Source organism: Vibrio sp. OPT46, assembly GCF_015163535.1.
Taxonomy (GTDB): domain Bacteria; phylum Pseudomonadota; class Gammaproteobacteria; order Enterobacterales; family Vibrionaceae; genus Vibrio; species Vibrio alginolyticus.
This window is the reverse complement of the sequence record NZ_JADDYG010000678.1, coordinates 1-16216: the sequence shown is the minus strand read 5'-3', so window position 1 is coordinate 16216 and position 16216 is coordinate 1. Positions and strand designations below refer to the sequence as shown.

Genomic DNA, 16216 nt, shown 5'->3' with positions numbered 1-16216 from the left:
GTTCATCGGAAATGACAAAGGTGAAGTCACAGGCCTTCGTCTTGCTGATATCGTTTGGCAAGATGCAAAACCAGGCGAGCGCCCAAGCTTCAAAGAAGCAGAAGGCAGCGAGCGTGTGATTCCATGTGATATGGCATTTCTAGCGATGGGCTTCCTACACCCTGAACCAACAGGCGTACTTGCTCAACTGGATATCGCGCTAGATGATCGTGGTAACGTAGCAACTCAAGGTTTTGCTACAAACCAAGAAGGTGTATTTGCTGCTGGTGATATGCGAACAGGCCAATCTTTGGTGGTTCGTTGTATCAATGAAGGCCGCGAATGTGCCCGTGCTATCGATGATTACCTAATGGGTGGAACAAACCTAGAAGCAAAAGCAGATTCACTGATGCTTTCTGCTTAACGAAGCAGTCATGCTTCGCTCTTTCAATTGCCTAATAGCCATCAGCAATATCGATGGCTATCGGTGAAGAAAGAAAACAATTCCTTCCAATCTTTCTATTTTGACCAGCATTTTATGCTGGTCTTTTTTATCTCCCACAGAATCAAATGTTACTTTTTTGTAACAATCAATTTTCTATCTATTTGAAATTATTAAACTATTTTAGCTTATTAAATGGTAAATCGTATATTCACGTGATGATCCACTAATAACTTGACCTTTTTTACAATAAGCTATAGCTTGTGAAGTTGATGAAAATAAAACACTCAAAAAATGTTAAATATTTCACAACTTTTACTGAATAATTATACATAAAGCTATAAAGATGACGCATAGTTAGTCATCGATATCAACGTAAGCAGTGTTGATATATCTGTCGGGATGACGGATAAGCAAAGGGAGAATTGCAATGGCTCTTTATGATCCAAGTCTTGAGAAAGACAACTGTGGATTTGGCTTGATCGCGCATATGGAAGGCGAACAAAGCCACAAGCTGGTACGTACAGCAATTTCTGCACTTGACCGCATGACTCACCGTGGTGGTATCGCCGCCGATGGTAAAACTGGTGATGGTTGTGGTCTTCTATTACAAAAGCCCGATTCCTATTTACGTCTTATTGCCGAAGAAAATGGTTTCAACCTTGGCAAGCAATACGCCGTAGGGATGATTTTCTTCAACCAAGATCCAGTCAAAGCTCAACTCGCTAAAGACATCGTCAACAAAGAACTGGCGCAAGAGACGCTAACTGTGGCTGGTTGGCGTGAAGTACCAACTAATTCAGAAGTACTCGGTCCAATTGCGGCCAACTCGCTTCCAAATATTCAGCAAGTCTTTATCTCTGCACCGGCAGGTTGGCGCGAGCGTGACATTGAACGTCGTCTCTACATCGCACGCCGTCGCATCGAGAAACAAATCACCGAAGATCCGGATTTCTACATCTGTAGCTTGTCGACTCAAGTTTTGGTGTACAAAGGCCTATGCATGCCTGCGGACTTACCGCGCTTTTATCTTGATCTTGCCGATCTACGTATGGAATCTGCTATCTGTCTGTTCCACCAGCGTTTTTCTACCAACACTCAACCGCGTTGGCCATTAGCTCAACCGTTCCGCTACCTTGCTCATAATGGTGAGATCAATACCATTGAAGGTAACCGACAATGGGCACGCGCTCGTGCTTATAAGTTCTCGTCACCACTGCTGCCTGACCTACAAACTGCAGCACCGTTTGTGAACGAGACAGGCTCAGACTCGTCTAGCTTAGATAATATGCTAGATCTCTTCTTAGCTGGCGGCATGGATATCTTCCGTGCCATGCGTATGCTCGTACCGCCAGCATGGCAAAACCACCCGGATATGGATCCGGATTTGCGTGCGTTTTACGATTTCAACTCCAAACACATGGAACCATGGGATGGCCCAGCAGGTATCGTACTGTCCGATGGTCGTTATGCTGCTTGTAACCTAGACCGAAACGGTCTACGTCCTGCGCGTTATGTAATTACCAAAGACAAGCTGATCACTCTGGCATCTGAGGTAGGGATTTGGAATTACGCCCCAGATGAAGTTGCCAAAAAAGGTCGTGTAGGTCCGGGGGAATTGCTCGTCATCGACACTCGTAAAGGTAAGCTTTGGCAATCTAGCGAGATCGATAATGATCTGAAATCTCGTCACCCTTATCGCGAATGGATGGAGAACAACGTTCGCAAACTAACGCCGTTCTCTCAGCTGCCTGAAGATCAAGTAGGTGAGCGTAGCTTTGATGAAGACTTGCTTAAGACTTATCAAAAGCAGTTTGCCATGAGCAATGAAGAAGTCGATCAAGTATTGCGTGTCCTCGGTGATATGGGGCAAGAAGCCGTCGGTTCGATGGGTGATGACACCCCGATGGCGGTTCTTTCTTCGAAAGAGCGCTTGGTGACTGATTACTTCCGTCAGAAGTTCGCGCAGGTCACCAACCCACCAATCGATCCGCTGCGTGAGAAACACGTCATGTCGCTGGCGACCAGCATCGGCCAAGAGATGAACGTCTTCTGTGAAACCGATGGCCACGCGCATCGTGTAACCTTTGATTCTCCAGTACTGCTCTATTCAGACATGCAGCAACTACTAGAGCTGAGTGACGATCATTACCGTAATACCATTCTCGATATCAACTACGACCCACAACAAAAAGATCTTAAACAAGCCATTAATGATCTGTGTGAGCAAGCAGAGCAAGTCGTTCGTGAAGGCACGGTTTTAGTGGTGCTTTCGGACAGAGCCTTGGTCAAAGGTAAGTTGCCAATTCCGGCAGCAATGGCAGTCGGCGCCGTTCAAACTCGTCTGATTGACGCGAACTTACGTTGCGATGCCAACATTGTTGTCGAAACCGCAACAGCCCGTGATCCACACCAATTTGCCGTCTTGCTTGGTTTTGGTGCCACTGCGGTTTACCCATACCTTGCTTATGAAGCGTTAGGTAAACTGATTGATGATAAAGCTCTAGAGAAAGACTACCGCGATGTGATGCAAAACTACCAATACGGCATCAACAAAGGCCTGTACAAGATCATGTCGAAAATGGGGATCTCAACCATCGCCTCTTACCGCTGCTCACAACTATTTGAAGCAGTTGGCTTGAGCCAAGATGTGGTCGATCTGTGTTTTAAAGGCGTCACAACTCGAATTGAAGGCGCGAATTTTGACGACTTCCAGCAAGATCTTACAAACTTATCTCGTAAAGCATGGGCGAAACGCAAATCGATTGATCATGGCGGCTTGTTAAAGTACGTCCATGGAGGTGAGTATCATGCTTACAACCCGGATGTTGTCGGCACGCTGCAACAGGCCGTTAAATCTGGCGAAAGTAACGACTATCAGAGCTTTGCTAAGCAGGTAAATCAACGCCCTGTTGCCATGCTGCGTGACTTAATGTCGCTGAGAAAATCAGACTCACCGCTGCCACTTGAGCAAATAGAACCACGCACTGAACTGTTCAAACGCTTTGACTCTGCGGCAATGTCCATTGGCGCACTTAGCCCAGAAGCGCATGAAGCACTTGCAACGGCGATGAACCGTCTTGGTGGTTACTCTAACTCGGGTGAAGGCGGTGAAGATCCTCGCCGTTTCGGTACTGAGCGTAACTCACGTATCAAACAGATTGCTTCTGGCCGATTTGGTGTAACGCCGCATTACCTGACTAATGCGGATGTACTGCAAATCAAGGTGGCACAAGGTGCGAAACCGGGTGAAGGTGGACAGCTACCAGGACACAAAGTCACCGCTGAAATCGCAAAACTGCGTTATTCGGTACAAGGCGTGACTCTGATCTCCCCTCCTCCGCACCACGATATCTATTCGATTGAAGATTTGGCCCAGCTGATCTTCGACCTTAAACAAGTCAACCCGAATGCGCTGGTTTCGGTAAAACTCGTCTCCGAGCCAGGTGTCGGCACCATCGCAACGGGCGTAGCCAAGGCTTACGCTGATCTTATTACCATTTCGGGTTACGACGGTGGTACCGCAGCAAGCCCATTAACTTCGGTAAAATACGCTGGTAGCCCTTGGGAGTTGGGGTTGGCAGAAACACAACAAGCACTGGTAGCTAATGGTCTGCGTCATAAGATCCGCCTACAGGTAGACGGTGGTCTAAAGACTGGTTTAGACGTAGTTAAAGCCGCAATTTTAGGTGGAGAAAGCTTCGGTTTTGGTACTGCGCCAATGGTCGCTATGGGTTGTAAGTTCCTACGAATTTGTCACCTCAACAACTGTGCAACTGGGGTTGCGACTCAAGACGAGACACTGCGTAAAGAATACTTCAAAGGTCTACCAGAAATGGTGATGAATTACTTCATCGGCCTGGCAGACGAAGTGCGCGGATTACTCGCAGAACTTGGCGTTGAAAAGCTGACGGACTTGATTGGTCGTACCGATTTACTTGAGGCAGTAGAGGGATTTACAGCGAAACAGACCAAGCTGGATCTATCCAATATTCTAGAAGCTCCAGTATCACCTGAGGGTCATCCGCTATTTTGGACAGAGCCAAACAAACCGTTTGATAAAGCTGAGCTCAACCAAAAGATCATTGATGATGCCATGCATGCGGTCGAAAACGGTCAATCGGCAAGTTTCTTCTACAATGTCATCAACACTGATCGTTCTGTTGGTGCACGCTTATCTGGCGAAATAGCAAAACGCTATGGCAACCAAGGATTGGCGGCTTCCCCTATCAAAATCTATCTTGACGGCACCGCAGGCCAGTCCTTTGGTGTTTGGAACGCAGGTGGTGTAGAGCTTTACCTCACGGGCGATGCGAACGACTACGTGGGCAAAGGCATGGCGGGTGGTAAAGTGGTTATCAAACCTCACCTTGGCACTGCATTTAAGTGTAATGAAGCAACCATCATTGGTAACACCTGTCTGTACGGCGCGACCGGCGGTAAACTATTTGCAGCCGGTAAAGCAGGTGAGCGTTTCGGCGTACGAAACTCAGGTACGATAGCCGTCATTGAAGGTGCTGGCGATAACGCTTGTGAGTACATGACTGGCGGTATTGTTGCCATTCTTGGTGCGACAGGTGTGAACTTTGGCGCGGGTATGACTGGAGGCTTTGCCTATGTTCTGGATGAGAACCAAAGCTTTGAAGGTCGAGTTAATACTGAGTCTGTCGAAGCCATCTCATTGTCCGATCTTTACATCCACCAAGAACATTTGCGTGGCCTAATTGCGGAACACCTTGAAGAAACAGGGTCGAGTCATGCTGAAAATATTTTGGCGAACTTTGATGAATGGATTCCAAAGTTCTATTTGGTGAAACCACAAGCGGCAGATCTTCGCACGCTACTTGGTCACCAGAGCCGCAGTGCCGCAGAGCTGCGTGTTCAAGCACAGTAATCATGGAGGATGTTTGAATCATGAGCCAGAACGTTTATCAATTTATCGATGTGCAGCGTGTAGATCCTGCGAAAAAGCCTATCAAAGTTCGTAAGATCGAGTTCGTTGAAATCTATGAACCGTTCACTAAACAACAGGCGACTGCACAAGCGGATCGCTGCTTAGATTGTGGCAACCCATATTGTGAATGGAAATGCCCAGTCCACAACTACATCCCTCAATGGTTAAAACTTGCCAATGAAGGTCGTATTCTTGAAGCGGTTGAACTATCGCATCAAACCAACAGCCTACCGGAAGTATGTGGGCGCGTTTGTCCTCAAGACCGCCTATGTGAAGGTTCATGCACGCTTAATGATGACTTTGGTGCCGTCACCATCGGTAACATAGAAAAGTACATTACCGACAAAGCGTTTGAAATGGGCTGGAAGCCAGATATGTCCAAGGTGGAGTGGACCGATAAAAAGGTTGCAATCATTGGAGCTGGCCCAGCTGGCTTGGCTGCCGCGGATATCCTAGTGCGCAATGGCGTTAAGCCAGTCGTGTTTGACCGCTACCCTGAAATTGGAGGCCTTCTGACCTTCGGTATTCCTTCCTTCAAGCTTGAAAAAGGCGTGATGGAAAACCGCCGCCGTGTGTTCACTGAAATGGGCGTCGAGTTCCGCATGAACATGGAAGTAGGCAAAGATGTCCAAATGCAAGAGCTGCTTGATGAATACGATGCTGTTTTCTTGGGCGTTGGCACCTATAAATACATGCGTGCAGGTCTAGATAATGAAGATGCGCCGGGTGTGTATGACGCGCTGCCATTTTTAGTTTCGAACACCTACAAAGTCATGGATCTTGAGAGTAACCAACCCTTTATCGATATGGCAGGAAAGAAAGTCGTCGTACTGGGTGGTGGTGATACAGCAATGGACTGCGTTCGTACCTCAATTCGCCAAGGTGCCTCCAACGTAGTTTGTGCTTATCGTCGTGATGAGGCCAACATGCCGGGCTCTCGTCGCGAGGTAAAAAACGCAAAGGAAGAAGGCGTGAAGTTCATGTTCAACCTTCAGCCTTTGGGAGTTGAAGTGGATGCGTCAGGCAAAGTCTCGGGGGTCAAAGTGGTGAAAACCGCACTTGGTGAACCTGATGAAGCGGGTCGCCGACGCCCAGAGCCCGTTGAAGGCAGCGAGCACGTTCTACCAGCAGACGTTGTTATCATGGCGTTTGGTTTCCAGCCGCACAAAATGGACTGGTTAGCACCGTTTGATGTCGATTTGGATCAGTGGGGTCGTATCAAAGCCCCAGCTAAGCAAGAGTTCCAGTTCCAGACCAGCAACGAAAAGATCTTCGCGGGTGGCGATGCGGTACGAGGTTCTGATCTTGTCGTAACCGCAATTGATGAAGGACGAAAAGCGGCAGAAGGCATTCTCGATTACCTCGAAGTTTAATCACTGTTAACGTCTCAAAAAGGATCCTACTATTGGATCCTTTTTTCTTTTATTACATATAATTAAATTCCTATGATAAGGGATAAAACCAATGAAAAAAGCCGCTCTCCTTTCCATTACTTTGCTCGGCTTAACCGCTTGTAGCCAAGGAGTCAAAACCATGACGGATCGTTCTCAATCACCTTGTGGTGACAAACCAAACTGCGTCTCCACCCAAGACACGCGAGAAAAATACAACCTAACGCCATTCATCTTAGTGGATTCAGCGAACATCGACGCTATTGAGCAAGTCGCGCTTGAACTGCCAGGCGCGAAAACCGCGGTGAAAGAAAGCAACTACCTTCGTATCGAGTGCACATCTAAAATCATGCGCTTCGTGGATGACCTCGAACTAAAAATAGCAGGAGACCAACTGATTGTGCGCTCGGAATCTCGTGTGGGCTACTCTGACTTTGGCGTAAACAGAAAGCGCGCCGATCAATTACGAGAAAAGCTCACTCAAGCTAAGCTCATCAAATAGAAAACTGCCAACGGGGAGTGCTATACTCTCGGCCAACTAAAATATTTACCTAAAGAGAGTGTTATGAAAGTTGGTATCATCGGTGCGATGGAACAAGAAGTGACCATCCTGAAGCAAGCAATTACAAACTGCAAAACTGTAAATAAAGCAGGTTGTACGTTTTTCTCTGGTCAAATTAACGATGTCGAAGTCGTCGTACTACAATCGGGCATCGGTAAAGTTGCAGCAGCAGTGGGCACGACAATCCTTCTTGATGAATACCAACCAGACGTTGTGATTAACACAGGCTCTGCTGGCGGTTTCGATTCAAGCTTAAACCTTGGCGATGTAGTTATCTCTACAGAAGTTCGTCATCATGATGCAGACGTAACCGCTTTTGGTTATGAGATTGGCCAAATGGCCGGTCAACCAGCTGCATTCAAAGCGGATGACAAGCTAATGGACTTAGCCGAAAAAGCCCTAGCACAAATGGAAAACACTCATGCGGTTCGCGGCCTAATTTGTACTGGCGATGCGTTTGTTTGTACTGCTGAGCGTCAAGAGTTTATTCGTAAACACTTCCCGTCAGTTATCGCTGTAGAAATGGAAGCATCTGCTATCGCTCAAACTTGTCACCAATTCAACACACCGTTTGTTGTTGTGCGTGCAATCTCTGATGTCGCTGATAAAGAATCACCAATGAGCTTTGATGAGTTCCTGCTTCTAGCAGCAAAAAGCTCTTCCGAAATGGTATTCAAAATGCTGGAACTCATTAAGTAAACGACTCATTCATGGAAGAAGTTTTTCAGTCATTTTATGCCAACGGTGCGCTCCTCATTATGTGGGGTGCACTGATCTTGCACCTTTTAGTGCCAATCCCCCATTCAGCGCACCCCATCACTTTATGGCGAAAGCTAGCAGAGCAGCTAGCTAACAAAGTGAACAATAATCACAATTACTCACAGAGTGTAATCTCAGGCAGTCTTGCATTAGGCTTGATGCTGTTTCCTTGCTTGATATTACTGATTGCAGTAAAGCCATTTGTTTGGCAAATCCCTTTATATGAACTGGTTCTATTGATCATTGCGCTAGACTGGCGTAACAGCGAAACGTTAACGAAACAGCTCATCACAAGTATCTCTTCGGAAGACAAAGCTCAGTGTCGAGCATTACTGAGACCATATCTTAATCGCGATACTGGTAACCTCTCGATCGTTGGCATAGGTAAAGCTGGCTCAGAAACCCTGATTATGGGATACAGCCGCAACGTGATCGGCGTGCTATTTTGGTACGCACTAACAGGTGGTATTGGTGCGTTAATGTATCGACTCACAACAGAATTAGCGCGAGTGTGGTCCCCTAGCCGACGCCAATATTTGCCCTTTGGTAAACCTGTGATTCAACTGGTTGCTACTCTGGATATTATTCCACTTCGTCTCTTTGCCATACTTTTAGCTGCCGGAAAGAATACAAGTAATGTGCTCTCTGGAATACAACAGCAAGCGAAGTCTTGGCCCTTACCAGGACCTAGCTGGGTGTTATGTACTATCGGACACAAACTACAACTGTCTTTATGCGGCCCTGCTATCTATCAAGGTGTGCGTGCAGAGCGCGCAAAAATCGGTGGGCGCATTGCGCCATCGGCTATTCACCTTTCACAAATACATACGCTGCTCGTTTGGCGCGTCCTGGCTTGGATCGCAATCCAAAGTTTGCTTTTAGGAATAATTTATCAAGGATTATGATGAATAAATTATGCTTCGCATTAACGCTGTTTGTTTCGACAGCGACCTTCGCTCAACCCGCTCAACGCATTATAAGTTTAGCTCCACATGCCACCGAAATTGCCTTTGCAGCAGGGCTAGGAGAGCAGCTTGTTGCTGTCAGCGAAATGAGCGATTATCCAGAACAGGCAAAGCAGCTAGAAAGAGTCTCAAATTATCAAGGAATTAAATTAGAGCGCATTATTGCTCTTCAGCCGGACTTAGTGATTGCTTGGCCAGCCGGAAACCCTGCTAAAGAGTTGGAGAAAATTAAACAGTTCGGTATTCCTATCTATTACTCCACTACAGGTTCATTAGAAGATATCGCCAATAATATCGAGCAACTCAGCCAATACAGCGAAACTCCACAAGTAGGAAAAAAGGCCGCTGAAGATTTTAGAACGCAACTGAGTACACTAAAAGAACAGTACAACACGAACGAGAAAGTTAGTTACTTTTATCAGTTGAGTGAAAAGCCTATCATCACTGTCGCCGGAAAGAACTGGCCAAGTGAAGTCTTTACTTTTTGCGGTGGTGAGAACATTTTCGCCGCATCTAGCGCGCCTTATCCTCAAGTTAGCATCGAGCAAGTCATTACTCGCCAGCCAGAGGTTATTTTTACTTCTCGTCACGCAATGAGTAACGATGGTATGTGGGCTGAGTGGAGTAATGAGCTTCTTGCTCTTAAAAACAAACACATCTGGTCCCTAAACTCTGATTGGATTAACCGTCCCACACCACGCACATTGAACGCGATCAAGGAAGTGTGTGAGCACTTTAAAAGCGTTCGTCAAAAACGCTAACGATTTCGTGGCAAATACCGTACAATTTCCGCCCATTTTTTCTCACACTATTTAAAGGTACTAAGTAACATGGACTCCATGCTGCTTTATATGATCGATTTGTTCGGTACCGCTGTTTTCGCTATCTCTGGCGTATTACTGGCGGGCCGTTTAAAAATGGATCCATTCGGCGTTATCGTGCTCGGCAGTGTGACTGCTATAGGTGGCGGAACAATCCGAGACATGGCGCTTGGTGCCACTCCCGTATTTTGGATAACAGATACGACTTACTTATGGGTGATATTTGTTACGTGTCTACTAACCATGCTTGTTATTCGAAGACCCAAGCGACTCTCATGGTGGGTATTACCCGTTTGTGATGCCATCGGTCTCGCTGTATTTGTAGGAATAGGAGTAGAAAAGGCACTCGCCTACAATGCTTCTGGGATGGTCGCGGTGATAATGGGGGTTATTACTGGCTGTGGCGGTGGCATTATACGAGACGTGCTGGCTCGCGAAGTTCCTATGGTATTAAGAAGTGAAGTCTATGCTACGGCATGTATTATTGGCGGCATCTTCCATACGATGGCGGTAAACATGGGTTATGACCACTCAACGGCTTTACTCGCTGGTGTAATCTCAACGCTCATTATACGTCTCGGTGCGATTCGTTGGCATCTATCCCTGCCAACTTTCGCCATTAACCGTTAAACACCAACAACATCACTCATCATGGAGTCGACCAAGTGTCGGCTCCTCTCATTTATGCTCATTTGATTCGCCAATTCTTGGGCAATTCGCTAAATTATCTCAACCATTCCTAACTTTCATTAATCATTATGTTGCTTGAAGGTATTGAAACGTTACTTGTCCTCAGTAAAGAAAAAACCATGAGCCGCACGGGCAGTCAACTCTATATTAGTCAGTCTGCCGTGAGTAAACGTATTTCAAATCTAGAGAAGAAGTTAGGAAAAAAATTGATAGAGCCAAATGGTCGGCACATAAAGCTGACCTCCGATGGCCTTGCGCTCATCAACACGATCGAGCCAACGTTCAATGAGTTAAGAGGAAAAATCTACGATCAACAACAAATAGAAGATACTTCTTTGATCAAGATAGACTGCTCTGAAACCTTAGTCGCTGGATACCTCAGCATGATCATGGCAGAACACTTTGCCCATGATCAGTACATACGAATATCGACCAATCATACGCCACGCATTATTGAGAATGTGAAATCAGGCAAAGCAACATTGGGATTTTGCGCTGGCTATCTACCACCTCATCATGGATTAATGAGCCTTCACCTCGCCGATGAACCTTTCTCAATTGTCAGTCGACATTCACTTTCACAACTACCTAAAGCTATTTTGACCAATGACCTAACTAACCCTGCCAACACATATCAACAAGCTATTTTATCCATACACGGAATCGAACCTTTGATGGAAATGGATTCGTATACTGCGGCAGCACAACTGGCTTTGGGAGGTATGGCTCCCGCTTTAATCCCTAAATCTATCCTAACGACACTTAATATCACATCTAAGTTCTGCTATGACTTTGAAGAGCTAGATCAGTTAGTTCGACCAATACATATCTGCTTACGTCACAGCACATATCGTAGCGAACGAGTTAAAGCACTGACAGAATCCATTGCTGATGTTGTTGCCAAAGAAGTTTCGTTGCCATGAGCATCGACATTACTATAACTAGAGGACGAATCCATTTTTGCCCTTTACTTACCACGACCTTCGCCCCTAACTGAGCACCAAGAAAACCGCCAACAGCCATAGTTAAGCCAAGCTTCCACACTGGCAACCCAGCTAAGATAAAAAAGAGTAGTGCCGCTATGTTTGACGTGAAATTGAGGATTTTGGTTCTAGCTGTGGCTTCGACCAAAGAAAAGTGACCTAGTGCAACAAAACAAACAGTAAAAATAGATCCAGTCCCAGGGCCAAAAAAGCCATCATAGAAGCCGATCCCAGCACCAATGCATAGCGCAAACATCGCTTCAGATAACTTTGGTTCTCCATCGATTTTTCGCGTACTTGGCGCGAGTAAAAAATAGAGGGAAATGGCTATCAAAAGAACAGGGATCAAACTGGTGAGTACGCTAGCATCAATAAACTGCACAGCCTCGGCACCGATTGCAGCACCTATAAAAGTGCAGAGTATCGCAAAACGCATTTCCTTTAAGCTGACAATACCGTTACGCACGAAATACCAGCTAGCAGAGAAACTGCCAAACGAACTTTGTAACTTATTGGTTGCTAGAGCTTGAGTCGGACTCAACCCCGCAGCCAAAAGCGCAGGGAGCGTAATGAGCCCTCCCCCACCAGCCATCGCATCAATAAAGCCTGCGGCAGTCGCAACCAAAAATAAGGCCAACAAAATCTCAACCGTGATTTCCACTACACTTCCTTTTTGAAGAGGTATCAAAGAGGAAGAAACGGTAGCACTTATTCACAAAACTACCAATGGAAAGTCAAGACACCAATCTATTCCTAATTTTCATAGAATTAATGCTTAAACTTGACTCCAAACTTTTACATAAAATTTAGTTGTCAGAAAGAATTGAATCACTGTCACAAATCTATTCCTGATAATGAGATCAAACGCTTACCTTTAAATATAAAACTAGACGAGTATGAAAGATCTGTTCAGCATGTAGAGTTTACATTGTCAGCGCTCAAGGCCCGATATCTGAGGAAAATACATGACTAGCAACTACCCTTTATCACGACATCAATCCTCAAAAAATAGTGGTAGTATAAGCACCTACCCACTTTATAAATCAAATCATCAACATCGAAATCAAGAAACCATTATCTTATCTATCGAGAGCTTCGATATCGTTGTCAAGAACAATGTAAAAGATAAAGCGAAATTAGAACGTTGGGAAAAGATAAAGGGAATGTTTGAAAATACAGCAAACTATTATGCTACAGGACAGGACTTAGTTTTTATAACCAACTTATCAAACTATTTGTACGGAAATAATAGCTCTGTTATCGTTAAAAATTATTCTGGAGCTCCACATATCATACTCACAGGCTCCCCTGCTATGCACTCAAAGCTTTCTGGATTAGGAAAATTTCTTCCCACTCCAACTGTGGCAAAGTTCGCTGTTGGACCAGAAGGGGCATTACAATCCATTAGAAGTGGGGGCATAATAACAATTATCTTAATATCCACATACAGAGTGATTGACTTTTTCCTCAATGACCGTCAAACCTTAGCCAAACTATTTGGTACTTTAGCTAGTGATATAATCACTATCGGGCTATCGTCAGCTGCAGCAGCTATATTTGTAAACTTTGCCGCAGCAGTGGGTGGCAGTGTTGTAACTTTAAGTGCTGGCCCATTATTAGGGGCTATTTTGATAAGCTCGGCTGTAGGTCTTTTATTGAATAGAGAAAATGATAAACGAGGTTTAACACAGAAGTTAATAGCCTCTATAGATATTTACTTAAAGCAAAGAGATATAGAAGCAAAGAGAAGAGCAAAAGAAGAATATAATGAGATTCAACGTAAAACTCAAAGTATGATTTTCTCGCAAGAAATACAGCGAGGTTTGTTACGATGAAAAAAGGGAGTTACGACCGAACGCAAGTGTTTTTTTATTTAATAATTTTATTAGCATCAGCAATATCACTGTTAATATATGGTTTTGATGGATTGTCAGACTTTTATCTTAACATCTATAATAATGAAAGTTATTCATCTTTTGATCAGGCTGATATTTTGATTATAGGCTCTAGTTTGATCTTATTTGAATGCTCTAGAATGTCCGTAAAAACATTAAAATCAAATAATTTCCTAACTAAAAGTGAGTTTAAAAGCTCTAGTAAGATATTCCTAACTATATCGGTAACTAGTTTTTTTCTTCTTTATCCCTCGCTACTAGCAGCAGATGTTTTTGCAAAAAGTAACGGATACTCTCTTGATACTGAAGAATCAACTTATAACTTAGTCTTAGAAAAAAGAACCTATCGAAGCACTCCATAGTTAGTATGTTTTTAAGCTCGACACTGCTTATTTTAACTTTTTCTAATTACCTATCTGCTTAAAGAGTTATGGTCGGCTTAATACCTCAGTCCTACAGCATTAATTTTGTTGCAGCAAGTGGTAGTACTATTTCTTCATCTTTGGGTACATCGCTTGCCATCATTAGCTTGATGATCTTCAAAAGCGAAGCATACCAATCGTTCCTAGCACACTTTAATGCTCTTCATTTTAGAAAAACCTCGATATAAAAAAGCCCGCTCAAATGAGCGGGCAATGAGGTTGTCATGTAAGCCCTGATTAATGAGCTTACTGATTTTTATCTGTTACGCGTCTAGGCTCGCTTTCACTTTAGCGTGTAACTCTTGAACCGAAGTTACTGACGCTTTTGCGTCTGCAGTATGAGACATACATGTAGCGAACGCTGCATTCAGTGTCGTTGTGTAGTTCACTTTTTCTGCCAGTGCACCACGTCGTAGAACTTTCGAATCTTCAATCGCTTGACGACCAGCAGCCGTGTTTACGATGTAGGTGTATTCGTTGTTCTTGATGCGGTCAAGAATGTGTGGACGACCTTCGTGTACTTTGTTTACCAAACGTGGGTTAATACCCGCTTCGCCCAGAATTACAGCAGTACCGTGTGTCGCATCCAACTGGTAACCCAGTTTCACTAACTTAGAAGCTAGGTCAACAACACGCTCTTTATCACCTTCACGTACAGACAGTAGCGCACGACCACCTTCAGGATAAACCGCACCACAACCTAGCTCTGCTTTAGCGTAAGCTTCTGCGAACGTTGCACCCACACCCATTACTTCACCTGTTGAGCGCATTTCAGGGCCCAATAGAGGGTCAACACCAGGGAATTTGTTGAACGGCAGAACCACTTCTTTCACTGAGTAGTAAGGAGGGATAATCTCTTTAGTAAAGCCTTGTGACTCTAGAGATTGACCCGCCATTACACGTGCAGCGATTTTCGCTAGAGGAGCGCCTGTCGCTTTCGATACGAATGGTACCGTACGAGCAGCACGAGGGTTCACTTCAATTAGATAAACGTCGTTATCTTTCACAGCAAACTGCGTGTTCATCAAACCGCGTACACCGAGTTCGAATGCTAACTTCTCAACTTGCTCACGCATCTTGTCTTGAATTTCCTGACTTAGCGTGTACGCAGGCAGTGAACATGCAGAGTCACCAGAGTGAACACCCGCTTGTTCGATGTGCTCCATGATACCGCCGATAACGACGCGTTCACCGTCACAGATAGCATCAATATCAACTTCGGTTGCATCATCCAAGAAACGGTCTAGCAGAACTGGAGACTCGTTCGATACGCTTACTGCTTCGTTGAAGTAGCGACGCAGGTCTTGCTCGTCGTATACGATTTCCATCGCACGACCACCGAGTACATAAGATGGACGAACAACTAATGGGAAGCCAATTTCTTTCGATTTCTCAACCGCTTGCTCCATCGTTGTTACTGTCGCGTTTTCTGGCTGAAGTAGACCTAAACGGTCAACAGCGGCTTGGAAGCGTTCACGGTCTTCCGCACGGTCGATAGCATCTGGGCTAGTACCAATGATTGGCACACCAGCCGCTTCTAGAGCACGAGCCAGTTTAAGTGGCGTTTGACCACCGTACTGAACAATCACACCTTTTGGTTTTTCAACGCGAGCGATAGACAGTACATCTTCCAGAGTTACTGGCTCGAAGTACAGACGATCAGACGTATCGTAGTCAGTAGATACCGTTTCTGGGTTACAGTTAACCATAATGGTTTCGTAACCGTCTTCACGCAGCGCAAGTGATGCATGAACACAACAGTAATCGAATTCGATACCTTGGCCGATACGGTTTGGACCGCCACCAAGAACCATGATCTTATCTTTGTCTGTTGGGTTTGCTTCACATTCTTCATCGTAAGATGAGTACATGTAAGCCGTGTCAGAAGAAAACTCTGCTGCACATGTATCCACACGTTTGTAAACCGGATGAATATCAAACTGCTCACGAGCACGGCGAATTTCACTTTCAGCGACACCAAGCAATTTAGACAAGCGAGCATCAGAGAAGCCTTTGCGTTTCATCTGACGAAGCACTTCTTTGGTCAAACCTGCGTAGCCGCCCGCCTTGACTTGTTCTTCGAGTTTTACAATTTCTTCGATTTGAACCAGGAACCAGCGGTCGATTTGAGTCAAGTTGAACACACCGTCGACTGACATACCCGCTCGGAATGCATCGGCGATGTACCAGATACGCTCTGCACCTGCTTCTTTAAGTTCGTGACGAATCTTAGTCAGTGCATCTGGCGCTTCCAGATCGACCATCTCATCAAAACCAGTTGCGCCAACTTCTAGGCCACGCAGTGCTTTGTGAAGAGATTCTTGTTGGTTACGACCAATCGCCATTACCTCAC

Annotated in this window: 13 protein-coding genes; 11 read left to right on the top strand and 2 right to left on the bottom strand. The window is 45.2% G+C overall.

Annotation, left to right across the window (positions count from 1 at the left end):
* The 9 genes from IQR33_RS34270 to IQR33_RS24320 form a co-directional block, all read left to right on the top strand.
* A partial coding sequence (locus tag IQR33_RS34270) for an FAD-dependent oxidoreductase (protein ID WP_416222694.1) occupies window positions 1-403 on the top strand: 403 nt, incomplete at its 5' end.
* Between the two features lie 448 nt (window positions 404-851).
* Window positions 852-5315, top strand: coding sequence for a glutamate synthase large subunit (gene gltB / locus IQR33_RS24355; protein WP_193837551.1), 4464 nt, complete (start codon window positions 852-854; stop codon window positions 5313-5315).
* Between the two features lie 20 nt (window positions 5316-5335).
* Complete coding sequence (locus IQR33_RS24350; RefSeq protein WP_005381833.1) at window positions 5336-6748, top strand: FAD-dependent oxidoreductase; 1413 nt, start codon at window positions 5336-5338, stop codon at window positions 6746-6748.
* Between the two features lie 91 nt (window positions 6749-6839).
* Complete coding sequence (locus IQR33_RS24345; RefSeq protein WP_017633627.1) at window positions 6840-7268, top strand: DUF1499 domain-containing protein; 429 nt, start codon at window positions 6840-6842, stop codon at window positions 7266-7268.
* A gap of 63 nt (window positions 7269-7331) precedes the next feature.
* Complete coding sequence (mtnN, locus tag IQR33_RS24340; protein WP_193837550.1) at window positions 7332-8027, top strand: 5'-methylthioadenosine/S-adenosylhomocysteine nucleosidase; 696 nt, start codon at window positions 7332-7334, stop codon at window positions 8025-8027.
* A gap of 11 nt (window positions 8028-8038) precedes the next feature.
* Window positions 8039-8992 carry a cobalamin biosynthesis family protein gene (locus IQR33_RS24335; protein WP_017633626.1) on the top strand — a complete coding sequence of 318 codons (954 nt, stop codon included), beginning with the start codon at window positions 8039-8041 and terminating at the stop codon, window positions 8990-8992.
* Complete coding sequence (btuF, locus tag IQR33_RS24330; protein WP_017633625.1) at window positions 8992-9813, top strand: vitamin B12 ABC transporter substrate-binding protein BtuF; 822 nt, start codon at window positions 8992-8994, stop codon at window positions 9811-9813. Before IQR33_RS24335 ends, btuF begins: the two co-directional genes overlap by 1 nt.
* Before the next feature lie 69 nt (window positions 9814-9882).
* Window positions 9883-10503 carry a TRIC cation channel family protein gene (locus tag IQR33_RS24325; protein ID WP_005387377.1) on the top strand — a complete coding sequence of 207 codons (621 nt, stop codon included), beginning with the start codon at window positions 9883-9885 and terminating at the stop codon, window positions 10501-10503.
* Between the two features lie 128 nt (window positions 10504-10631).
* Window positions 10632-11486, top strand: coding sequence for a LysR family transcriptional regulator (locus tag IQR33_RS24320; RefSeq protein ID WP_025998535.1), 855 nt, complete (start codon window positions 10632-10634; stop codon window positions 11484-11486).
* Here IQR33_RS24320 and IQR33_RS24315 read toward each other — a convergent pair.
* Window positions 11428-12207: a TSUP family transporter gene (locus tag IQR33_RS24315; RefSeq protein ID WP_017633623.1), complete on the bottom strand. Its 780-nt coding sequence runs from the start codon at window positions 12205-12207 to the stop codon at window positions 11428-11430. The two genes, IQR33_RS24320 and IQR33_RS24315, sit on opposite strands and share 59 nt — an antisense overlap.
* 304 nt (window positions 12208-12511) lie before the next feature.
* Here IQR33_RS24315 and IQR33_RS24310 point away from each other — a divergent pair, with 304 nt between their 5' ends.
* Entirely contained in the window at window positions 12512-13381 is an 870-nt protein-coding gene (locus tag IQR33_RS24310; protein WP_017633622.1) for a hypothetical protein, read from the top strand.
* Entirely contained in the window at window positions 13378-13803 is a 426-nt protein-coding gene (locus tag IQR33_RS24305) for a hypothetical protein (protein ID WP_017633621.1), read from the top strand. The genes IQR33_RS24310 and IQR33_RS24305 overlap by 4 nt, the downstream gene beginning before the upstream one ends.
* Before the next feature lie 323 nt (window positions 13804-14126).
* Here IQR33_RS24305 and carB read toward each other — a convergent pair.
* The coding region (carB, locus tag IQR33_RS24300; protein ID WP_193844141.1) for a carbamoyl-phosphate synthase large subunit at window positions 14127-16216 on the bottom strand (2090 nt) is incomplete at its 5' end.